The following is a 21,967-nucleotide window of genomic DNA, read 5'->3' on the forward strand; positions in this document are numbered from 1 at the left end:
CTGGCCTCGCATCCGGATCCCGGCATATATTGAGGCATGGAAGGTACGACCGGAACCATCGTCGCCGTCGTCGGCCCCGGTGCCGACGACGTGCTCGCCTCCGTCGATGCGCTCGACGGCGTCTCCGCGCTCTCGCTGCGCGGTTCCGAGCCGTCTCTCGCGGCGCATCGCATCTCGGCGTCCGGCACCCCCTGGGTGGTGCACGACGCCGACCCGCTCGAGCACGTGGCCTCCGCGTGGATCGAGCTCTTCGAGGAGCGCGCGACCCTCGGCGTGCTCGAGGCGGAGATCGGCGACACGCTCCGCCAGTTCGAGCGCGGCGACGCGCTCATGCCCGACTACTACCTCGTGCTCGAACCCGACGAGGCCCCTGAGATCTGGCGGCACTGGTGGTGCGGCGCGCTCGGCCACCGGGCGCCGCGGCGCATAGTGCCCGTGCACGCGCCCGAGGCCGAGCGCCGCGAGCAGGCGGCGCGGATGCTCCGCAGCCTGCCGACGTCGCGCCCGTGGCCGGACCCCGCGACGTGGCTCCCGGGCCTCGCGATGCAGATCCCGGATCGCGTCGGCCTGCGCGACCGCGACCCCGAGTGACTACTCGACGAGGTCGGGCAGCGCGGCCTTGAGCTCTGCGAGCCAGGCCCTTGCGTTCCCGTCGGACGGCGCACGCCAGTCTCCGCGTGGCGAGAGCGAGCCGGCGGGCGACACCTTCGGCCCATTCGGGATGGCCGACCGCTTGAACTGCGAGAACCCGAAGAAGCGCTTGAGGAAGACCTGCTCCCACTTCACGATGGTCGCGAGGTCGTAGGCGTAGTGATCCTCCGCGGGGAACCCGGGGGGCCACGCGCCCGCCTCGGCGTCGCTCCACGCCCGCTCGGCGAGGAAGGCGATCTTCGACGGCCGCATGCCGTAGCGCAGGATGTGGAACAGCGTGAAGTCGTGGAGGGCGTACGGACCGATCGTGCTCTCGGTCGACTGCACCTTGCCGTCCTGGCCGGCCGGCACGAGCTCGGGGCTGATCTCGGTGTCGAGCACCGACTGCAGCACCTTCCGCTCCGCCTCCGACACGCCCTCGCCGTGTGCGATGACCCAGCGGATGAGGTGCTGCATGAGGGTCTTCGGGACGCCGGGGTTGACCGAGTAGTGGCTCATCTGGTCGCCCACGCCGTAGGTCGCCCAGCCGAGGGCGATCTCGGACAGGTCGCCCGTGCCGACGACGATGCCGCCGTGGTGGTTCGCGAGCCGGAAGAGGTAGTCGGTCCGCAGGCCCGCCTGCACGTTCTCGAACGTCACGTCGTAGACCGGCTCGCCCTGGCCGAACGGATGGCCCATGCGCGTGAGCATCTCGGTCGCGGCCGGGCGGATGTCGATGGTCTCGATGGTCGCGCCGACCGACTCCGCGAGGGCGATCGCGTTCGACTTCGTGTGCTCGCTCGTCGCGAACCCCGGCATCGTGTAGGCGAGGATGTCGCTGCGCGGGCGGCCCATCCGGTCCATCGCGCGGGCGATGACGAGCAGCGCGTGCGTCGAGTCGAGACCGCCGCTCACGCCGATGACGGGCTTCGGGCTGCCGATCGCCGACAGGCGCTGCACGAGCCCCGACACCTGGATGTTGAACGCCTCGTAGCAGTCCTGCGCGAGACGAGCGGGGTCGTCGGGCACGAAGGGGAACCGGTCGAGCGCTCGCCGCAGGCCGACGTCGCCGCGCGGCGGATCCACCTCGAAGCGGACGGTCCGGAAGCGCGTCTGCTCGGCGAAGGTGCGCCGGTTGTCGTCGAACGTCCCCTGGCGCAGGCGGTCCTGCCGGATGCGGTCGAGATCGACGTCCGCGACGGAGTGGCGCGCGCCATCCGGGAAGCGCTCGGTCTCGGCGAGGAGGGTGCCGACCTCGTAGACCATCGTCTGGCCGTCCCACGAGACGTCGTTCGTCGACTCGCCCTGCCCGGCCGCGGCGTACGCGTACGCCGCGATGCATCGGGCAGAGGCCGACTTGCAGAGCAGGTGGCGATCGTCGGCGCGCGCGATCGTGATCGGGCTGCCGGAGAGGTTGAGGAGCACGGTGGCGCCCGCGAGCGCCGCGAGCGACGAGGGCGGAACGGGCACCCACATGTCCTCGCACACCTCGACGTGCACGACGAGGCCGGGCACGTCCGCCGCCTCGAAGAGGAGGTCGGGGCCGAACGGCACCTCGCGACCCGCGACCGCGATCGTGCCGCGCTGGTCGTCGCCCGGGGCGTACCAGCGGCGCTCGTAGAACTCGCGGTAGGTCGGCAGATACGACTTCGGCGCGACGCCGAGGATCTCGCCGCGGTGGATGACGACGGCCGTGTTGAAGACGCGGCTGCCGCGCTGGAGGGGCGCGCCCACGACGAGCACGGGGAAGAGATCGGCCGAGGCCGCGACGATCGTCGCGATCGCGTCGTCGACCGCGTCGAGGAGCGGGTCCTGCAGAACGAGGTCGTCGATCGCGTAGCCCGAGAGGCACAGCTCTGGGTACACCGCGACCGCGACGGCATCGTCGCTCAGCTCGCGGGCGGTCTCGATGACCGCCTGGGCGTTCGCGGCCGGGTCCGCGACCGCGAGCGGGATGGTCGCCGCCGCGATGCGGGCGAAGCCGTGGCCGTATGCGCTGCCGAAGTCGAAGTCGCTCACGTCCTCCAGTCTGTCACCGGAGGCGGTGGGCCGCCCCGATCGCCGCTAGAGCAGCCGTCGCGCCGACGCCCACGCCGTGAGCTCGTGCCGCGACGAGAGCTGGAGCTTGCGGAGCACGGCCGACACGTGCGTCTCGACGGTCTTCACCGAGATGAAGAGCTCGGCGGCGACCTCCTTGTAGGCGTAGCCGCGGGCGATGAGCCGCATGACCTCCTGCTCGCGCGCGGAGAGGCGGTCGAGCTCGTCGTCGGCGACCGCGGTCTCGCCCGAGGCCGCGCCGAAGGCGTCGATGACGAATCCGGCCAGGCGCGGGGAGAAGACCGCGTCGCCCGATGCGACGACCCGCACCGCGCGCGAGACCTCGGCTCCCGATGCGCCCTTCGTGATGTAGCCGCGGGCGCCCGCGCGGATGACCCGCACGACGTCCTCCGCCGCGTCGGAGACGCTCAGGGCGAGGAAGCGGGTTCCGGGTGAGAGCGGCGACGCCTGCCGCAGGACGTCCTCGCCGCCCGCGCTGCCGGCCGCGCCGCCGGGCAGGTGCACGTCGAGGAGCACGACGTCGGGCGCGGTCTCGGCGATCACGGCGACTGCGGACGGCACGTCGGCGGCCTCGCCGACGACCCGGAGCGCGCCGTCGAGGTCGGCGCGCAGCCCCGAGCGGAAGATGGAGTGGTCGTCGACGATCACGACGGTGAGCTCAGGCACGGGCACCTGCCGAAGGGTAGCGGATGTGCACCTGCGTGCCGACGCCTCCTGCGCCGCGCGTGACCGAGGCCATCCCGCCCGTGCGCCGCATGCGGCCGACGATCGACTCGCGCACGCCGAAGCGGTCCTCGGGAACGGCGTCGAGGTCGAACCCGGCACCGCGGTCGCGGACGAAGACGTCGACGGCTCCCGGGGCGCCCTCGATGTAGACCGAGACGTCGCCGCCCGCGTGGCGCGCCGCGTTGAGCATCGCCTCGCGGGCCGCCGCGGCGACCTCGCCGCTCGCCCGCTCGGTCGACGATCCGGCCGAGACGACCGAGATCGCCACCTCGTAGTCGAGCTCGAGCGCTGTCGCGTAGTCGCGCAGATCGGTCGCGAGGTCGCTGTCGGCGGGGGCGTCGTCGTCGTAGAGCCATGCCCGCAGCTCGCGCTCCTGGGCGCGGGCGATCCGGCCGACCTCGCTCGATGCGCCCGCGCGGTTCTGGATGAGCGCGAGCGTCTGCAGCACGGAGTCGTGCAGGTGCGCGGCCATCTCGGCGCGCTGCTCCTCGCGGATGCCCTGGATGCGCGCGGCCTGGAGCTCGCGGAACCGCGCGATCCAGGTCGACGACCACACGACGGCGATGCCGAGCGCTGCCGCGAGCGCGATGAGGAGCATGACCGGCGCGAGCTGGGCCGCGACCGAGCCCGTTCGGGTGAGGATGAGGATGGCCACGGCCGCGAGCACGGCCGACGCGATGCTCCGCAGGAGGAGGTCCTGCTGGGGGCCGCGGGCCGGGTCGGCCCGGTCGAGGACGGCCGACCACACGCCCGCGGCGGTCGCGAGCGCGATCGCGAAGACCGCGGGGAGCAGGCTCGCGGGCGGGAGGACGCCCTGAGTGAGGCTCCAGTAGTTCATCTGGAGCGCGACCAGGAGGAACAGCGCAGCCCCCGCGAGGAGGATCCACGCGACGGGAGCCCGCCGCGTGACGCGCGCGTCGCCATCCTGCAGGGGCGTGAAGGCCCAGAGCCACAGATAGAGGAGTGCGCCCGCGCCCCAGATGCCTGCCGTCGCGGCGAACAGGAGCCGCGTGACCGGCACGCGCCATCCGAGGTGCCGCGCGACGCCCTCGGCGACGCCCGCGACGACCGCGCTGCGCGAGCGCGCGAGGCGCGAGGCGGGAGGCGCGGCGGTCATGCCCCCATGCAACCACGCGCGGGCCGCCCTGAGCCGGCGAATCAGGGGAGGACCGGGGTGATCCCTCATGGCGGCGCCGGCGCGCAGCGCGCGAGGATCGGACCATGACCGAGAGCGAGCCGCGGGGAACCGAGATGACGAGCGCCGTGGGGGCGGATGGCGGCGCTCCCGCCGTCGAGGCGCCGTCGCGTCGTCCGGGAGGAGGCTTCTTCGACTGGGTGCGATCGCTCGGCCTCGTGCGCACGGAGGGCTGGATCGGCGGCGTGTGCGCCGCGATCGCGCGCCGCACCGGCGCCGACCCCGTCATCGTGCGGGGCATCTTCGTCGTCGCCGCGGTGCTCGGGTTCCCCGCGCTGTGGCTGTACGCCCTCGGATGGGCGCTGCTCCCGGATGAGCGGGGCGACATCGCGATCCGGCTGCGGACCGGCTCGGGCCCGGCCCTCGTCGGCATCGCGATCATGATCGGCTTCGGCGCACTCGCCAGCTGGGCGAGCGCGACGCTCATGGAGGACTTCCTCGCCCTGGCGTACCCGGGCCGGATCGTCTGGACCGCCATCGAGGCCTCGTTCTGGATCGCGGTCGTCGCGGCGCTCGCCGCGTTCGCGCTCTGGCTCGTCCGGCGCGAGCGGCCCGTGGGCGGCGTGGCCGCGCTCGGTCCGGGGCGGACGGCGCTCATCGTCCTCGTCTGTGTCGCGGCCGCCATCCCGATCCTGGGGATCGGCTTCGGCGTCGTCGTGCCCGCGATCTTCGGGTACGGATCGCCCGTCGCGCTCCTCGTCGGGCTCGCGGCGGTCGCGGCCATCGCCGCGCTCGGCATCTGGGCCGGCCGGCGCATCGCGTCCCCCGTGTCGGGCGGGGGCCTCGGCGGGGTGCAGGGAACCCCCGCCGCCCGCGGGACGGCCGGGGGGCCGGCCGTCCCGCCCTTCGAGCCGGCTCCGTCGCCCGAGCCGCCCGCCGACGGCGACTTCGACGCCTGGCGTCGCCAGCACGAGGAGTGGCGCGAGCAGCACGACGCGTGGCGCGCGCAGCAGACCGACGCGGAGCGCCTCGCCCGCGAGGAGGAGCGCACCCGCCGCCAGCAGGCCGCGCGCGCGTTCGCCGAGGAGGCGGCGCGCGTGCGCGCGGCCCGCAGGGCGACTCGTCCGAGGATCTCCCTCGCCTTCGGCGCGTCGACACTCGGACTCGCCCTCGTCGCGGGATCGGCCGCAGCCCTCGTCGTCCTCGGCGGAGGGACCTGGCCGATCGAGCCCGAGCGCGCCTCGGCCGCCCTTGCGGCCGCGGCCTTCGCGATGTCGGCGGTCGCGGCCGGCGGGATGGTGATCGCGGGCGCCCTGCGCCGCCGCAGCGGGGCGCTCGCGGCCCTCGCCGTGATCGCGCTCGCCGCGGGGGCCGGCACGGCGCTCGGCGCGAACAACGTGATCGGCGCGAACAGCTGGCAGACGATCGCCGTCGACGGCTCGTCGTACGAGGTGACGCGCGCCTACGGCTCCCTCGAGCTGTGGCTGATGGCCGACGGCGGCGGAGAGGGCAGCGCCACGGTCGTCCGCCGTGCCGGCTTCACGCAGGTGACCGTCCCTCCGGATATCGCGGCGGACATCCGGGTCCATGCCGACGATGACACGCGCGTCATGGTGACCCGGATGGGCGACGCGGGCGTCTACGAGTCGGAGGACCTGCCGGTGCCGCGCGACGGGATCGTCGAGTGGGCGCAGGACGGCGCCGAGGCGGATGCGCCCCTGCGCACGGTGGACATCACGCAGACCGAGGGCGGTGAGGTGTCGATCTGGGTGCTCGACGAGGACGAGTTCGGCGCGGCTGAGCCGACGCCCACGCCGACCGCGGGTTCGACGGGCGGCCTGACGCCGGAGCCGACCGATGGCACGGGCGGAGCCTCCGCCGAGCCGACGCCGTCCGCTGACGAGGAGAGTCCACGATGAGCGAAGAGCAGCGCGTCGCCGAGGGCGTCCCGGCCGCGGGCCCCGAGCCCGCCGAGCGGCCCCGCATCCGCTGGGCGGCGATCATCTGGGGTGCGCTCATGCTGGTCGTCTCCCTCGTCGGGCTGGGACAGGTGCTCGACGCGACGCGATACGCCGCGCTCCAGGCGGCCGTGGCCGACTGGATCCTCACGGCCGACCCTGTTTCGACCGCGGTGACCGTCGTCCTGGCCGCGGGCGCGGTCATCCTCGTCGCCGGTCTCGCCGGGCTCGCGCGCGGCGTGCAGAAGCGGTCAGCGCGGCGCTGAGCCGGGCCCCGGCGCCTGCGCCGCCTGACCGGGCTCAGGCCTCGAGCACGTCGGCGATCGCGGCGGCGAACGTGTGCCCGTCGAACGGGCCCGGCTCGTCCATGCCCTGCGCGGCGCTCGTCACGACGACGCGGCCGTCCGGCGTCGTGAGGACGCTCGTGGGGTGCTCGGCCGGGACCTCGATGCGCGCGAGCCGCGCGCCATCCGCTCGGTACACGTCGAGGCGCCCGCCGTCGTACACGGCGCTCCAGATGCGTCCCTGCGCGTCGACGTGCAGGCCGTCGGGCGACCCGTCGACCGCGGCGAACACGTCGAGGCGGTCGGGTGCCGCGAGCGGCGCGCGCAGGATGCGGCCGCCCACGGTGTCGGCGATGAGCACGGTCTCGCCGTCGGGATGGAAGGCCGGGCCGTTCGGGATGTCGATGCCGGTCGCGAGGCGCGTCACCTCGCCGGTGCCCGCGTCCCAGCGCCAGACCGAGCCCTCGGGATCGGAGCCGTCCCGGACCATCGTCCCGAACCACAGCGATCCGTCGGGCGCGATGGTCCCGTCGTTGACGCGATGCCGGGCGGGATCGAGACCGGTGTCGGCGAGAGCAGTGTGGCGCCCGAAGATGTCGAGCTCGACGACGCCCGTCCCCGCCGCGGCGAGCAGGCGTCCGTCCGGCGCCTTCTCGGCGAAGCCGACCGGGCGGTCGAGCCGATGGGTCGCGGCGTCGCCGCCCTCGGGGGTCCAGGCGTGCAGGACGCCGCCTTCGAGGTCGACCCAGTGCACGACGCCGTCGATGAGCCGCGATCCCTCGCCGAGGGGATGGGCCGCGGCGCTCAACCGGGTCCACGGGCCGGGTCGCTCGTCCATGCCGTCTCCTCCGCTCGCGGGCATCAGAGCCATCGTGTCATGCCGGCGGACGGGGATGTCCGAGACCCGGGCTACCGTCGGAGTGTGAGATTCATCCCGACAGAGCAGCGCCTCGTGTGGAGCGCGAGCGACCTCAAGGCCGCCGCCGAGTGCGAGTTCGCGTGGCTGCGGGCGATCGACGCGAAGCTCGGCCGCGTCGCCGCCGTCGAGGATCCGGAGGACGCCATGCTCGAGCGCGCGGCCCGGCTCGGCGATCGCCACGAGGAGCGCGTCCTCGAGCGCTACCGCCAGGAGTTCGGCGCCGGGGTGGTCGAGCTCGAGCGGGTGTCGTCGGCCGACTCCGCGGCGCTCGCCGACGTGGCGGCCCAGACCGTCGACGCGCTGCGGTCGGATGCGCGGGTGCTGTTCCAGGCGGCCTTCACCACGGACGAGTTCGTCGGATTCGCCGACTTCCTCGTGCAGGAGGCAGATGGCCGCTGGCGCGTGCAGGACAGCAAGCTCGCCCGCACGGCCCGCGTGACGGCGCTCATGCAGCTCGCGGCATACGTCGATCAGCTGCGCCGTCTCGGCATCCCGACCTCCGACGAGGTCGACCTCCTGCTCGGCGACGGCTCGGTGTCGACGCACCGGGTGGACGACCTGCTTCCGATGTTCGACGTGCGCCGTCGCCGCCTGCGGGCGCTCATCGCGGATCGCGGGATCGAGCGGGGCGCGTCGGCCGAGGCGATCGCGTGGGGCGACGAGCGCGGCGAGCTCGAGGTGTCCGCCTGCGGGCGCTGCGCGACCTGCGAGCTCGAGGTCGTCGCGCATCGCGACCTCCTGCTCGTCGCGGGCATGCGCCCGTCGCAGCGCGCTCGCCTGCGCGACATCGGCATCCGCACGATCGACGACCTCGCGGCGGCCGAGACCGGCCCCGCGCGGATGAACTCCGACGTCTTCGCGTCGCTGCGCACGCAGGCGCGCCTCCAGCTGCAGAGCCCTGCGGGCGTTCCGGGTGACGAGCCGGCCGACGCGCACCCGGTTCCCGCGTACGAGGTCGTGCAGCCGCTCGCGCTCGGCGCGATGCCCCGCCCGAGCCAGGGCGACGTGTTCTTCGACTTCGAGGGCGATCCGCTCTACAGCGAGCAGGTCGGCTCGGCCGCCGTCTGGGGCATCGACTACCTCTTCGGATGGGTCGACCTGCGCGAGCAGTACTCCGCGCTCTGGGCGCACACCCTCGCGGAGGAGAAGGCCGCCCTCGAGCGCTTCTGCGACTTCGTCGCGGCGCGCAGGGCCGCGCATCCCGACATGCACATCTACCACTACGCGCCGTATGAGCCCACGCACCTGGCGGCGATGGCCGCTCGGCACGGTGTGCGCGAGGCCGACGTCGACCGGATGCTGCGCGACGAGCTGTTCGTCGATCTCTACCCCGTCGTGCGCCGGGCCCTGCGCATCGGCTCGCGGTCGTACTCGATCAAGAAGCTCGAGCCGCTCTACATGGGCGACGAGGTGCGCACGCAGGACGTGCAGAAGGGCGACGACTCGATCGTCCGCTACGTCGAGGCGCGCGCCCTGCAGGCCGATGGGCAGGAGGCGGCCGCGCGGGCCATCCTCGACGACCTCGCCGACTACAACCGCTACGACTGCGTCTCGACCCGGCGCCTGCGCGACTGGCTCGTCGAGCGTGCGCGGGAGACCGGCGTGACCCCTGCCCCGCCCGAGGTGCCCGACGAGCTCGCGTACGCGCCGTCTCCGCTCGCGCTCGCGCTCGACGCGCATGCCGCTGCGCGCCGCGATGCCCGCGTGGCGGCGGACCCGCTGTCGGCCCCGAGCGCCGACGAGGACGCGCTGCGTCTCGCTGCGGCCGCGATCGACTACTACCCGCGCGAGGCGAAGAGCTTCTGGCACGGGCACTTCCAGCGGCTGCGGGAGCCGCTCGGCCTCTGGCTCGACACGCGCGATGTCCTCGCCGTCGACGCCTCGCGCTGCCGCGTCGTCGAGGACTGGGGGATGCCCGAGGGCGCGCGATCCGTCCGCCGCGTGGTCGAGCTCCGCGGCGAGCTCGCACCGGGAACGCGACTGAGCGAGGGCGTCGAGCCGTACCTGCTCTATCCGCGGCCCGCTCCGTTCCCGAACCAGGCCTCCCCGCGCTGGGTGCACGTGCCGCGCCAGGCACGCGTCATCGAGGTCCTCGACGACGGTGCCGTCATCGAGGAGCGCGCGGCCGACGGCGAGACGTGGCAGGAGCTTCCGGTCGCCCTCACCCCCGCGCCCCCGCCGCGTGCCGGCAACCAGCAGGGGGCCATCGACGCATGGGCCGAGACGGTCGTGCGCGCGGCCGACGCGGGGGAGCTCCCGGCCGACCCGGCCACCGACATCCTGCGCCGCATCCCGCCGCGCGGTGCCGGGATCGCGCCGTCCGACGGCGACGACGTGTCCGCGATCGTCCGGACGGTGCGCGGCCTCGACCGCTCCTACGTCGCCGTCCAGGGGCCTCCCGGCACCGGCAAGACGTATGTCGGCTCGCACGTCATCGCGCGCCTCGTCATGGAGCACGGCTACCGGGTCGGCGTCGTCGCGCAGTCGCACGCCGTGGTCGAGAACATGCTCGACCGCGTCGTCGCGGCGGGGGTGCCCGGCTCGCGCGTCGCGAAGGCGCCGAAGTCCGGAGCCGAGCCGCGCGACCCCGCCTTCACGCTGATCCCCAAGAACGGCGTGGCCCGCTTCGTCTCCGAGCAGCAGGGCGGCTACGTCGTCGGCGGCACCGCGTGGGACTTCACGCACACCGGCCGCATCGCGCGCGGCGGGCTCGACCTGCTCGTCATCGACGAGGCGGGCCAGTTCTCGCTCGCGTCGACCATCGCGGTCTCGACGGCGGCGCGCAGCCTGCTTCTGCTCGGCGATCCGCAGCAGCTTCCGCAGGTGAGCCAGGGGGTGCATCCCGAGCCCGTGGACACCTCGGCCCTCGGCTGGGTCATGGATGGCCAGCAGGTGCTCCCGGAGACGCACGGCTACTTCCTCGCGCGGTCGTGGCGCATGCATCCGGAGGTGTCCGAGGCCGTCTCGCACCTGTCCTACGCCGGGCGTCTCGCGTCGCGCGCCGGCGCGGAGCGCCGGTCGGTCGACGGCGTCGCGCCGGGCCTGCACGCGGTGCCCGTGCGTCATCGGGGCGATGCGACCGAGTCGCAGGCCGAGGCCGACGAGGTCGTGCGGATCGTCGGCGAGGTCGTCGGGCGGGCGTTCACCGACATCCGCATCGACGACGACGGCGTCGCCCACGCGTGCCCGCCGCGCCCGCTCACGGAGGACGACATCATCGTCGTCGCGCCGTACAACGCCCAGCAGCAGCTCGTCGAGCAGACCCTGCAGCGTGCCGGATGGCCGCGCGTGCGCGTCGGGACCGTCGACCGGTTCCAGGGGCAGGAAGCCGCGATCTCGATCGTGACGCTCGCGGCCTCATCGGGCAGGGACGCCCCGCGCGGGACGGAGTTCCTGCTGCTCCAGAACCGGCTCAACGTCGCGATCTCGCGCGCGATGGTCGCGGCGTACCTCGTGCACTCGCCCGCCCTGCTCGACGACCTGCCGCACACGCCCGCCGGCGTCGCGCGCATGAGCGCGTTCGCCCGCCTCGTGGCCCCGGAGGAGCGCGCATGACCGACGCCGACGCCATCCGCCGCGCAGCCGCCGAGTGGGTCTGGCTGCCCCGCGACTCCGATCACGTCGTCGACGGGATGGTCGCCGTGCGGTATCCCGCGCGCTTCGGCGGCGGGGTGCGGGTCTCGGCGTTCGACCGCGAGGGCACAGCCGATGAGGCGGTGGACGCCGCGCTCGAGCGCGCCCGCGACTGGGGCGAGCGGCGCACGACCTTCTGGGTCGGCGCATCCGACCGCCCGGCAGGGCTCGCGGACGCGCTGCTCCGGCGCGGCGCGGTGCACGAGGACACCGTCACGGTCTTCGCGCTCGCCCTCGACGAGGCGACGCCGGGGGAGTCCCCGAGCGTCGCGGTCGAGACGGTGCGCACACGAGAGCAGCTGCGCGACGTCGACGCGGTCAACGTGCCGGTCTGGGAGCAGGCGCCGCTCGACGAGGCGGGGCTCGACGCCGAGCTGCGCGAGCTCGAGGCGGATTGGAGCGCGGGGCGCGGGTTCCGCGTGCTCGCGCGCATCGACGGCCGCCCCGTGAGCACGGGCGGCGCGACGATCGTCGGGGAGTTCGCGCGCCTCTGGGGTGCGGCCACCCTCGCTTCCGACCGCGGGCGCGGCGCGTACCGGGCCGTGCTCGCGGAGCGGCTCCGCCTCGCCCGCGCGTTCGGCGCGTCGACCGCGCTCGTCAAGGGGCGCGTGTCGACCTCGGCGCCGATCCTCGCGCGCGCCGGCTTCCGGACGTACGGCGAGGAGCGGGCCTACCGGCTCGACGTGGACTGAGGCGCGGCCCGGGCCGCCCCGGCTCAGACCGTGCCGTAAAGGCGGTCGCCCGCGTCGCCGAGCCCCGGCACGATGTACCCGTGCTCGTTGAGGCCCTCGTCGAGCGCGCCGAGCACGAGCGTGATGTCGCGGTCGCCCACGAGGCTCTCGATCGCGTGGACGCCCTCCGGGGTGCCGAGAAGGCACACGGCGGTGACCTCGGTCGCGCCGCGGTCGAAGAGGTACTTGATCGCCGCGGCGAGCGAGCCGCCGGTCGCGAGCATCGGGTCGAGCACGAAGCACTGGCGGTCGCTGAGGTCGTCGGGCAGGCGCTCGGCGTACGTGGTCGGAAGGAGGGTCTCCTCGTTCCGCACGATGCCGAGGAAGCCGACCTCCGCGGTCGGGACGAGCTTGGTCATCCCCTCGAGCATGCCGAGCCCTGCGCGCAGGATCGGGACGACGAGCGGCTTCGGGTCGGCGATCCTGACGCCCTTCGTCTGCGTGACGGGGGTGTCGATCGTGACCGGCTCGACGCGCACGTTGCGCGTGGCCTCGTAGGCGAGGAGCGTCATGAGCTCCTCGGTCAGCTGACGGAAGACCGGCGACGGCGTTGCCTTGTCGCGGAGCACCGTGAGCTTGTGCGTGATGAGCGGGTGGTCGGCGACGTGCAGGCGCATAGGGCAAGGCTACCGGGACGCGGTTGCGCGGATGCAGAGAGCCTGGGCCGCTCTAGGCTCGGAGGGTGAATTCCTCGCCATCCGACGTGTCCGCGATGCGCCGCGCGCTCGCGCTGGCCGACGCGGCGGGGGAGCGCGGGGACATCCCGGTCGGAGCCGTGGTGCTCGGGGCGGATGGCGCGGTGCTCGGCGAGGGGCGGAACCTCCGTGAGGAGACGCACGACCCCGCGGCGCACGCCGAGATCGTCGCCATGCGCCGCGCGGCTGAGGCCATCGGATCCTGGAACCTCGAGGGATGCACGCTCGTCGTGACGCTCGAGCCGTGCGTCATGTGCGCGGGAGCGGTCCTGCAGGCCCGCATCGGGCGGCTCGTCTTCGGGGCGTGGGACGAGAAGGCAGGAGCCGCGGGATCGATGTACGACGTCGTGCGGGACCGGCGCCTTCCCCACCGCGCGGAGGTCGTCGGCGGCGTGCTCGAGGACGAGGCCGTGGCGCTCCTGCGCGCCTTCTTCGCCGAGCGCCGCTGAACGCAGAGAGTCCCCGCGGCCGCGCCGCGGGGACTCTCGAGCGATGGGCTCAGATGCCGAGGCCGCCGAGGAGGCCGAGGAGCGTCTCGAGGAGTCCGGAGAGGAGGCCGAGGAGATCTGCCATGGTCGTTTCCTTTGTTCTGCGGGCCGGAGCCCAGGTGGGAGAGGTGCGCCGGTCGGGCGCAGTCCCTAGCCTCGCCTACTGAAATATCGGAATGCAAGACCCTGACGGCGATTCGCTCAGCGCAGGCGCGGCAGCACCTCCTCGCCGAGATACGCCACGTGATCGAGGTCGCCCATGTCCATCAGCTGGAAGTACAGCCGAGACGCGCCGAGCTCCTTCAACCGGGTCGCCTTGGCGACGATGTCGTCGGCGGAGCCGGCGAAGCCGTCTCCCGCGCGGAACGCCGCGAGGTCGGTCCGGGTTGCGGCCGCGCGCCGCTCGAGGTCGGCCTCGCTGCCGCCCGCGAGGGTCGTGAGCGCGACGCTGAGCTTCAGCGTCTCGGGGTCCCGGCCGATCCGCTCGCACGCCGCGCGCACGCGGGCGAAGCGGTCGGCGATGACGTCCTCGGGCTGGAAGGCGATGTTGAACTCGGTCGCGTGCTGCGCCGCGAGCTCCGGCGTCCGGGTGAGGCCTGCGCCGCCCACGATGACGGGCACCCGATCCTGCACGGGCTTCGGCAGGGCGGGGGAGTCGACGAGCCGGTAGTGCTCTCCCTCGAAGCCGTAGCGCTCGCCGACCGAGGTGGACCACAGGCCGTTCACGATCTCGAGCTGCTCGGCGAGCATCCCGAACCGCTTCCGGGGGAAGGGGATCGCGTACGCGAGATGCTCCGCCTCGAACCAGCCGGTTCCGAGCCCGAGCTCGGCGCGGCCATCCGACATCGCGTCGACCTGCGCGACCTGGATCGCGAGGATCCCGGGCCAGCGGTAGGTGACCGACGAGACGAGGGTGCCGAGCCTCAGGCGGGTCGTCTCGCGCGCCAGGCCGGCGAGCGTCGTCCAGGCGTCCGTCGGACCCGGCAGCCCCTCGCCGCCCATCGTCAGATAGTGGTCCGAGCGGAAGAAGCCGTCGAATCCGACGCGCTCGGCCTGCTGCGCGAACGCGAGCTGGGTGTCGTAGCTGGCCCCCATCTGGGGCTCGGTGAAGACGCAGAACTCCATGCGCCCCAGTCTGTCAGCGCAGGGAGCCGTCAGTCGGAGGACTTGAGGATGAAGGTCTCCGTCGGAGGGCCGGGCTCGTGGGGAGCGCGATAGACGTCGGTCTCGAGGTAGATGATCCGCGCGGCCGGCACGGCCTCGCGGATGCGCGCCTCGACCGCATCGATGTCGCGCGCCGCATCGGCCACGGAGATGTCCTGCGGGAGGCCGACCTTGCCGGCCACCATGAGCTCCTCGGGCCCGACGTAGAGCGTCTTGACGTGGATGAGCTTCTCGACCTCGGGCCCCGCCTCGATCGCGGCGACGATCCGCTCGAAGTCGGCCTCCGATGCGCCTTCGCCGACGAGCAGGCTCTTCGTCTCGATGCCGAGCACGATCGCCACGAGGATGAGGAGCACGCCGATGCAGATGGTGCCGAGCGCGTCGAAGACGGCGTCGCCCGTGAGCACCGTGAGGCCCACGCCGAGGAGCGCGAGGGTGAGGCCGATCAGCGCCGCGAAGTCCTCGAGGAGGACGACGGGCAGCTCTGGCGCCTTCGCGCGGCGGATGAACGACGCCCAGGACTGCCCGCGCTCGCGCACCGCGTTGCTCTCCTTGACGGCGGTCCACAGCGAGAAGCTCTCGAGCCCGATCGCGATGACGAGGATGGCGATCGGCAGCCAGGCGTTCTCGACCGCGTGCGGGTGGGTGAGCTTCTCGACTCCCTCGTAGAGCGAGAAGACCCCGCCGACCGAGAAGAGGATGATCGCGACGACGAACGCGTACACGTAGCGCTCGCGGCCGTGCCCGAAGGGGTGCTCGCGGTCGGCGGCTCGCCGCGCGCGGCGTCCGCCGAGCAGGAGGAGGAGCTGGTTGCCGGAGTCGCCGACCGAGTGGATGGCCTCCGCGAGCATCGATGCGGAGCCCGAGATGATCCATCCGATGAACTTCGCGATCGCGATCCCGATGTTCGCCGCGAAGGCCGCCAGGATCGCCTTGCCACCGCCGTGTGCGCTCATGCTCGCAGTCTAAGGCGGGCGCTCGCGCCTCGCCCGCCCGTCGGCGCGCCGCACGCGATCCCTAGGATTGACGCATGACTGACTCGCTCCCCTCCGTCGCGTTCCTCGGTGCCGGCTCGATGGGCGGTGCGATCCTGCGGGGCCTCGTCGCGAGCGGACTCGATGTCGACGGCGGCGTCTTCGCGACCAACCGCTCGGCGCAGAAGGCGGCCGAGCTCGCCGCGGTCCCGGGGGTCACGAGCATCGCGCTCGAGGACGAGCCCGACGGCAACGCGCGCGCCGCGTCGGAGGCGCGCATCGTGCTCGTCGGCGTGAAGCCCGCGATGGTGCCCGACCTCCTCCGCGAGATCGGGTCCGCTCTCCGCGACGACGCGATCGTCGTGAGCCTCGCAGCGGGCGTGACGCTCGACACCTTCCAGAGCATCCTCGGCTCAGAGACCGCGGTGCTCCGCTCGATGCCGAACACCCCCGCGCGCATCGGCAAGGGCGTCACGGGCCTCGCTCGGGGCGCCGCCGCGAGCGACGAGGATGTGCGCGTCGTGCGCCGCCTCTTCGAGACGGTGGGCACCGTGATCGAGGTGCCCGAGGAGCGCATCGACGCGCTCTCGGCGATCTCGGGTTCGGGGCCCGCCTACGTCTTCCTCCTCGTCGAGGAGCTCACGCGCGCGGCCGTCGCGCAGGGGTTCGCGGAGGCGGATGCGCGCGCGATGGCCGAGGGTACGTTCATCGGCGCGACGGCGCTCCTCGACGCGACGGGGGAGGACCCCGCCGAGCTGCGTCGGCAGGTGACGAGCCCCAAGGGCACGACCGAGCGGGCGATCGCGGTCCTGCAGGACGCTCGCCTGAGCGAGCTCTTCCGGACGGCGACGGATGCCGCGATCGCGCGCGCGAAGGAGCTCGCCGCGGGCGCGTGACGCGTCAGCGGCCGATCGCCTCGGCGCGGCCGGCGCGCCAGCTCTCGCCGAGCTGCAGGACCAGCGACTGGAAGGCGACCTCCGCGGGCGCACGCACGCGGTCGTGCCGCTGCGCGAGCAGGATGCGACGCGACGGGGCATCGTCGCCGAGGGCCAGCACGCGCACGCCCGGGTGGCGGGTCACGACGGCGCTCTCGGGAGCGAGCGCGACGCCGAGGCCGACGCTCGCCATCGCCTGCGCCTCCAGATAGTCGTTCGCCTGGAAGGCGATGCGGGGCGAGAATCCCGCGGCCAGGCAGGACCTCTGCAGCAGTTCGGCCACGGGATGGTCGTCGGCGCGGATGATCCACGGTTCTGAGGCGAGCTCGCTCATCTGCACGCTCTCACGCCCCGCGAGCGGGTGCTCGGCGCCCACGAGCAGCACGGTGGGCTCCTCGAAGACGAGGGTCAGGTCGAACTGGCGAGGGTCGAGAGGGTTCCACGCGTACTCCCACAGGAAGCAGAGGCCGACCTCGCCCCGGCTGAGCAGATCGACGAGATCCTCGAGCCGGCTCGAGCGGACGTCGAGGGCGACCGAGGGATTCTCCCGGCGGAACCGTCCGATGACGAGGGGGAGGAACGAGCTCCCGATCGTGGGGAACGTGCCCACGCTCAGCGAGCCGCCTTCGAGGCGTGCCAGACGACGCAGGTCGGACTCGGCCGCGTCCATCTGGCGCAGGATCGTGCGGGCATGCCCGGCGAGGACGAGTCCGGCATCGGTCGGGATCATGCCGTCGGTGCGCCGGTGGACCAGCGGCTGGCCGACCTCGGCTTCGAGCTTGCGCAGCTGCTGAGAGACGGCGGACGGCGTGTGGAAGAGGTCGTCCGCCGCTGCGGTGACGGACCCCGTCTCGATGACCCGCAGGAGAACCCTGAGCCGATTGATGTCGAGCACGCGGGCTCCTCTCGTGAAGGGATGCTTCATGGGTGCCCAGGAGGGCCGAATGGCCACTTCAGGGGCCCCTCTCTCATGGTAGGCCGCTGACCGGCACCGAGCCTCAGGAAGCGCACCGGGCGCTCCGTGCGCCCTGTGGATCCGTGCATGAAGAACTGCTTAATGACTCTGCTGGATCTGTAACTGGTGTTTCAGCCACAGTGCATTCACGATCGTGCTGTCGCCACCCGGCGCCCCGATCTCGAAGGCAGGACCGATGAACCGCACGATCTCCGCAACCTGGATGCGCGGCGGCACCAGCAAGTGCTGGGTGTTCGAGCGCGAGCAGCTGGAGGTCCCCGGCATGTCCGTCGACGACGTCCTCCTGCGGCTCTACGGCAGCCCCGACCCGCGGCAGGTCGATGGCGTGGGCGGCGCGACCTCGACCACGAGCAAGGCGGTCATCCTCGCTCGCGCCTCCGACGACGAGGCCGATGTGGATTACACGTTCGCGCAGGTCGGCATCGGGGAGGCCACGGTGGACTGGGGCTCCAACTGCGGCAACTGCTCTGCAGTGGTCGCGCCGTTCGCGCTCGCGCGGGGGTGGGTCGCGGCGGCCGCGGACGAGACGATCGTGCGGGTCCGCAACACCAACACGGGGCAGGTGATCTGGGAGCGGCTCGCGACTCCGGGCGCCCGGTGGGAGGAGCGGCTCGACACCGACATCCCCGGCGTCCCCTTCTCCGGGACGGCGGTCGGGCTCGGCTTCGTCAATCCCGCAGGACGGACGACCGGACGGCTGCTTCCCACAGGGCGCGTGCGCGACACGCTGCAGGTGGAAGAGGGGCAGGTCGAGGCGAGCCTCGTCGACGCCGGCGCGCCGCTCGTGATCGTCAGCGCCGAGACGGCCGCGCTCTCGGGCGCGCGCTATGCGGATTGGGCCTCACTCGGACGCGATGCGCTCGCGCGGCTCGATGCGATCCGCCGGGCGGGCGCCGTCGCGATGGGGCTCGCGCCGTCGCCGGCGGAGGCTGAGCGCGCGGTCCCGAAGCTCGCGATCGTATCGACTCCCGGCGCCGACAGCGACGCCGACCTCGATGTCCTCATGCTCTCCATGGGCCTGCCGCACCCGGCGCTTCCCGTCACCGGCAGCGTCGGTCTCACCATGGCGGCCGCGGTCCCCGGGGGCATCGTGGCCGACGCCGTGCGCGGGAGCGCGTCGGACGGGATCCGGCTGCGGACGCCCGCGGGGACGATCTCGACCTGGCGGCGCACGATCGACGGCGAAGACGTCGTCGGCACGGTCCGCACCTCCCGCGTGCTCGCGCACGCCCAGCTGCCACTGCCATCCGACGCGCCCGTCGGCGCGTAATCTCAATCGCAAGGAGCAATGATGCCCAGCACGCCTGTGGGCCCTGACGACGACGTCTCCGCCCTTCCAGCCGATCCGCCCCCGGCCCCGCGCTCGAAGACGGTGACGGTCGTGGGCGTCTTCGCCGTTCTCGGGATCGCGGCGACGATGCTCGCGGGCGGAGCCCTCAATCCGCCGGCGACCACGGAGGACGGGGACTTCGCGGGGGAGACGCTCGAGGTCATGATCCCGCTCGCAGAGGGCGGGGGAACCGACACGTGGGCGCGCTTCGTGGGGCAGGACCTGGCCCATTTCATCCCCGGTGACCCCGGCTTCGCCCCGGTGAACGAGGACGGAGGCGAGGGGATCACCGGATCGAACCACTTCGCGCTGTCCGCGGGCGCGACCGGGGCCGAGCTGCTCGTCAGCACGGCGACGACCGTCGTGCCGTGGGTCCTCGAGCGCGACGTCGTGAAGTACTCCTTCGCCGACATGATCCCGATCCTCGTGAACGGCACAGGCGGCGTCGTGTACGCCCGCACCGACGCGGGAGTCGAGGGCGTCGACGACCTCGTGAACCGGGACGAGCCGCTCGTCTTCGGTGGGATCACGGCGACCGGCCTCGATCTCACGACCCTCGTGGCCTTCGACCTCCTCGACGCCGACGTGGACTCCACGTTCGGGTTCGAGGGCCGGGGCCCGGTCAATCTCGCCCTCCAGCGCGGTGAGGTCGACATCGACTACACGACCACGAGCGCGTACGGCCCGTCCGTCGAGCCGCTCGTGGAAAGCGGCGAGGCAGTCGTGCTGATGAGCTTCGGCCAGCTCGACGCCGATGGCGAGGTCGTCCGCGACCCGAACTTCCCGGATGTCCCGACGGTCGTGGAGGTCTACGAGGAGCTCCACGGAGAGAGGCCCTCGGGTGACGCCTTCGAGGCATACCGAACGCTTCTCGGTCTCACCTACACGTATCAGAAGGGCTTGTGGGTGCCGAAGGGCACTCCCGCGGCGGCGGTCGACCTCCTTCGAGCGAGCGCGCAGCGCATGGCCGAGGACGACGCGTTCAACGAGCGCGCGGCGGAGGTGCTGGGCGGCTACCCGATCCTCGCGGACGACTCCGTCGCGGAGAGCGTGAGCGCCGCCTACACCGTCTCGGAGGCGACGCGGGACTACGTCCTCGATCTCCTCGCAGACGACTACGACATCACCGTGCACTGACGCACAGGACGACAGGACAGACACTCATGCTCGACGCGGCGCTTGCGGCGCTGGCCTCACTGGCCGACCCCTCCCTGCTTCTCATGCTCATCGCCGGCGTTCTCGCCGGTCTCGTGATGGGCCTCATCCCCGGCCTCGGTGGAACCGCCGCCGTGGCGATCCTCCTCCCGGTGACGTTCGGGATGGATCCATCCGCCGCCCTGGCGCTGCTCATCGGCGCACTCGCGGTCGTCCACACCTCCGACACGGTATCCGCGGTGCTGCTCGGCGCGCCGGGCTCCGCATCCGCCTCCGTGACGATGCTCGACGGCTACGCGATGGCGCGCAGGGGGCAGGCCAAGCGGGCCCTCAGCCTGGCCTTCCTGTCCTCCATGGCGGGCGGGATCATCGGCGCGATCGGCCTCACGCTCGCGATCCCTCTCGCGCGGCCGCTCGTGCTCTCCTTCGCGAGCCCCGAGCTCTTCATGCTCACGGTGCTCGGCGTCGCGCTCGCCGCCGTGCTCTCGCGCGGGAACATCGTGAAGGGGCTCGTGTCCGGCCTGCTCGGATTGCTCGTCGGCATGATCGGCATCGCTCCGACCACCGCCGAGGAGCGGTTCACGTTCGGCAGTCTCTTCCTCGGCGATGGTCTCTCGCTCGTCGCCGTCGCGCTCGGGATCTTCGGACTCGCGGAGATCGCATCGCGGGCGAGCCATCGTCGCGCCGAGACGCACCCCGTGCGCGTGAGCGGCGGGTGGGCGAGCGGCATCCGCGAATGGCTCCGGCACTGGGCGCAGGTTCTCCGCGGATCGCTGATCGGCATCGTGGCGGGAGTGCTCCCGGGCGTCGGCGCCACTGCCGGCACCTGGATGGCCTACGGCCAGGCCGTCGCGACGGCGAAGGACAAGCGGATGTTCGGGAAGGGCGACCCGCGCGGGATCGTCGGCCCCGAGAGCGCGAACAACTCGGTCGAGGCCGGAGACCTCATCCCCACCTTCCTCTTCGGCATCCCGGGCGGGGTCCCGTCCGCGATGCTGCTCGGCATGCTGCTGACCTACGGGATCCAGCCCGGCCCGAACATCATCGGCGAGCACCTCGACCTGATGTACCTGATCATCTGGACGTTCGCGATCGCCTCCGTTCTGGGAGCTCTCCTGTGCTTCCTCTCGGTGAAGCCGCTCGCTTCGCTCACGAAGGTGCCGTTCGCGGCGCTGGCAGCGGGACTCGTCGTCGTCATGCTGCTCGGAGCATTCCAAGAGGGCGGTCAGCTGGGCGACCTGTGGATCATGCTGCTCCTCGGCATGGCCGGCTGGGTCCTCAAGGCGATCGACGTGCCGCGCGCGCCCTTCCTCATCGGGTTCGTCCTCGCGATCCCGATGGAGCGCTACTACTTCCTCACGGACAGCCTGTACGAGGGCTTCGAGTGGATGCTCCGGCCCGCGACGCTCGTGTTCATCGCCGTGCTCGTGCTGCCGATCCTCTGGGCGGTCTTCCGCACCATCCGGATGCGCGTGCGCGGGCGGACGGTGAAGGAGGAGGCGGCGCACCGCGCCGTCGACCCCGACGCCCCTCTCAAGAACTCGATCGTCTCGCTCGCCACCGCCGCTGTCGCGCTGCTCGTCTTCGCGGGATCGCTCGTGCTGTCGGCGCAGTACTCCGCCGACGCTCGGCTCCTGCCGCAGCTGGTCGGCTGGGCGGGAGTCGCGCTGTCGGGCGCCATGCTCGCTCTCGAGGTCCGAGGACGCGTGCATCGCGCACGCCGTGCGGTGATCGACGCAGCCGACGCGTCGGGCGCCGGCGGCCCCGACCGGGCCGGTTCCGGGGCTTCCCCGGCCTCCGCGGAGGGCGTGCAGTACGACCCCGACACCGGTGCGGTGCTCACGGAGCTGAGCGAGGAGATCGTGCACCCCGAGCAGGCGGATCCGCACGCCACGCGAAACGCCCTCGTCACCTTCGCGTGGATGACGGGATTCCTCCTCCTCACGGCCCTCCTGGGGTACTTCGCGGCCGCGATGGTGTTCGTCCCCGCGTTCCTCCTCGTGCAGGCGAGGGTGGGGGTCCGCACGGCCGTCATCTACACCGCGGCGCTCTTCGTCGCGCTGCTCGCGCTGCCCACCCTGATGCCCGTGGACATCCCCGAAGGGCTCCTGTCGTCTCTGTTCTGAGACCCGCAGCGGCGTCCGAGCGCTGCGCCCGTCGTGAGGGATGCCCGCGA

The 21,967-nt window shown here is 72.8% G+C and carries 18 protein-coding genes; 10 read left to right on the plus strand and 8 right to left on the minus strand.

Annotated elements, in window-relative coordinates; all coding sequences use genetic code 11:
* The first annotated feature begins 36 nt into the window (after nucleotides 1-36).
* Nucleotides 37-591, plus strand: a complete 555-nt coding sequence (locus ACWXWW_RS13260; protein WP_271174397.1) for a hypothetical protein — start codon at nucleotides 37-39, stop codon at nucleotides 589-591.
* Here the strand turns inward: ACWXWW_RS13260 and ACWXWW_RS13265 are convergent, their stop codons facing one another.
* The 3 genes from ACWXWW_RS13265 to ACWXWW_RS13275 are packed head-to-tail and all read right to left on the minus strand — an operon-like array spanning nucleotide 592 to nucleotide 4,531.
* Nucleotides 592-2,649, minus strand: coding sequence for an NAD(+) synthase (locus ACWXWW_RS13265; protein ID WP_455970215.1), 2,058 nt, complete (start codon nucleotides 2,647-2,649; stop codon nucleotides 592-594).
* 45 nt (nucleotides 2,650-2,694) lie between these two features.
* On the minus strand, nucleotides 2,695-3,360 hold the full coding sequence (locus tag ACWXWW_RS13270; protein WP_271174399.1) for a LuxR C-terminal-related transcriptional regulator: 666 nt from the start codon (nucleotides 3,358-3,360) through the stop codon (nucleotides 2,695-2,697).
* Nucleotides 3,347-4,531, minus strand: coding sequence for an ATP-binding protein (locus ACWXWW_RS13275; RefSeq protein ID WP_455970217.1), 1,185 nt, complete (start codon nucleotides 4,529-4,531; stop codon nucleotides 3,347-3,349). The genes ACWXWW_RS13270 and ACWXWW_RS13275 overlap by 14 nt, the downstream gene beginning before the upstream one ends.
* A 104-nt stretch (nucleotides 4,532-4,635) precedes the next feature.
* On the opposite strand from ACWXWW_RS13275, the gene ACWXWW_RS13280 reads away from it, so the two are divergent.
* Nucleotides 4,636-6,468: a PspC domain-containing protein gene (locus tag ACWXWW_RS13280; protein WP_455970219.1), complete on the plus strand. Its 1,833-nt coding sequence runs from the start codon at nucleotides 4,636-4,638 to the stop codon at nucleotides 6,466-6,468.
* A complete protein-coding gene (locus ACWXWW_RS13285) occupies nucleotides 6,465-6,773 on the plus strand; it encodes a hypothetical protein (RefSeq protein WP_455970221.1) in 309 nt (102 codons plus the stop codon). Before ACWXWW_RS13280 ends, ACWXWW_RS13285 begins: the two co-directional genes overlap by 4 nt.
* A 34-nt stretch (nucleotides 6,774-6,807) precedes the next feature.
* Here ACWXWW_RS13285 and ACWXWW_RS13290 read toward each other — a convergent pair whose 3' ends face one another.
* Nucleotides 6,808-7,629 carry an SMP-30/gluconolactonase/LRE family protein gene (locus tag ACWXWW_RS13290; protein WP_455970223.1) on the minus strand — a complete coding sequence of 274 codons (822 nt, stop codon included), beginning with the start codon at nucleotides 7,627-7,629 and terminating at the stop codon, nucleotides 6,808-6,810.
* Nucleotides 7,630-7,713: 84 nt separating this feature from the next.
* Between ACWXWW_RS13290 and ACWXWW_RS13295 the strand changes: the two genes are divergently transcribed.
* Together ACWXWW_RS13295 and ACWXWW_RS13300 are read left to right on the plus strand one after the other, a co-directional pair.
* Nucleotides 7,714-11,265 (plus strand): TM0106 family RecB-like putative nuclease, encoded by a 3,552-nt coding sequence (locus ACWXWW_RS13295; RefSeq protein WP_455970225.1) that lies wholly within the window; start codon nucleotides 7,714-7,716, stop codon nucleotides 11,263-11,265.
* Nucleotides 11,262-12,035 (plus strand): hypothetical protein, encoded by a 774-nt coding sequence (locus ACWXWW_RS13300; protein ID WP_455970227.1) that lies wholly within the window; start codon nucleotides 11,262-11,264, stop codon nucleotides 12,033-12,035. Before ACWXWW_RS13295 ends, ACWXWW_RS13300 begins: the two co-directional genes overlap by 4 nt.
* A 23-nt stretch (nucleotides 12,036-12,058) precedes the next feature.
* On the opposite strand, the gene upp is transcribed toward ACWXWW_RS13300, so the two are convergent.
* Entirely contained in the window at nucleotides 12,059-12,691 is a 633-nt protein-coding gene (gene upp / locus ACWXWW_RS13305) for a uracil phosphoribosyltransferase (protein WP_271174406.1), read from the minus strand.
* Between the two features lie 65 nt (nucleotides 12,692-12,756).
* Here upp and tadA point away from each other — a divergent pair, with 65 nt between their 5' ends.
* Nucleotides 12,757-13,218, plus strand: a complete 462-nt coding sequence (gene tadA, locus ACWXWW_RS13310) for a tRNA adenosine(34) deaminase TadA (RefSeq protein ID WP_421076086.1) — start codon at nucleotides 12,757-12,759, stop codon at nucleotides 13,216-13,218.
* A gap of 240 nt (nucleotides 13,219-13,458) precedes the next feature.
* Here the strand turns inward: tadA and ACWXWW_RS13315 are convergent, their stop codons facing one another.
* Both ACWXWW_RS13315 and ACWXWW_RS13320 read right to left on the minus strand, forming a co-directional pair.
* Entirely contained in the window at nucleotides 13,459-14,382 is a 924-nt protein-coding gene (locus ACWXWW_RS13315; protein ID WP_271174407.1) for an LLM class F420-dependent oxidoreductase, read from the minus strand.
* Between the two features lie 29 nt (nucleotides 14,383-14,411).
* Complete coding sequence (locus tag ACWXWW_RS13320; protein ID WP_455970229.1) at nucleotides 14,412-15,377, minus strand: cation diffusion facilitator family transporter; 966 nt, start codon at nucleotides 15,375-15,377, stop codon at nucleotides 14,412-14,414.
* 74 nt (nucleotides 15,378-15,451) lie between these two features.
* On the opposite strand from ACWXWW_RS13320, the gene proC reads away from it, so the two are divergent.
* Nucleotides 15,452-16,291 (plus strand): pyrroline-5-carboxylate reductase, encoded by an 840-nt coding sequence (proC, locus tag ACWXWW_RS13325; RefSeq protein ID WP_455970231.1) that lies wholly within the window; start codon nucleotides 15,452-15,454, stop codon nucleotides 16,289-16,291.
* A 4-nt stretch (nucleotides 16,292-16,295) separates the two neighbouring features.
* Here proC and ACWXWW_RS13330 read toward each other — a convergent pair whose 3' ends face one another.
* Nucleotides 16,296-17,225, minus strand: a complete 930-nt coding sequence (locus tag ACWXWW_RS13330; protein ID WP_455970233.1) for a LysR family transcriptional regulator — start codon at nucleotides 17,223-17,225, stop codon at nucleotides 16,296-16,298.
* Nucleotides 17,226-17,481: 256 nt separating this feature from the next.
* On the opposite strand from ACWXWW_RS13330, the gene ACWXWW_RS13335 reads away from it, so the two are divergent.
* From ACWXWW_RS13335 to ACWXWW_RS13345, 3 genes are read left to right on the plus strand one after another with little or no spacing between them, the layout of a single operon-like run.
* Nucleotides 17,482-18,576, plus strand: coding sequence for a PrpF domain-containing protein (locus ACWXWW_RS13335; RefSeq protein ID WP_455970235.1), 1,095 nt, complete (start codon nucleotides 17,482-17,484; stop codon nucleotides 18,574-18,576).
* Between the two features lie 21 nt (nucleotides 18,577-18,597).
* Complete coding sequence (locus ACWXWW_RS13340) at nucleotides 18,598-19,773, plus strand: Bug family tripartite tricarboxylate transporter substrate binding protein (RefSeq protein WP_455970237.1); 1,176 nt, start codon at nucleotides 18,598-18,600, stop codon at nucleotides 19,771-19,773.
* 26 nt (nucleotides 19,774-19,799) lie between these two features.
* Nucleotides 19,800-21,917, plus strand: coding sequence for a tripartite tricarboxylate transporter permease (locus ACWXWW_RS13345; protein WP_455970239.1), 2,118 nt, complete (start codon nucleotides 19,800-19,802; stop codon nucleotides 21,915-21,917).
* Nucleotides 21,918-21,967 lie beyond the last annotated feature (50 nt).

Source organism: Microbacterium sp. KNMS (assembly GCF_053851835.1).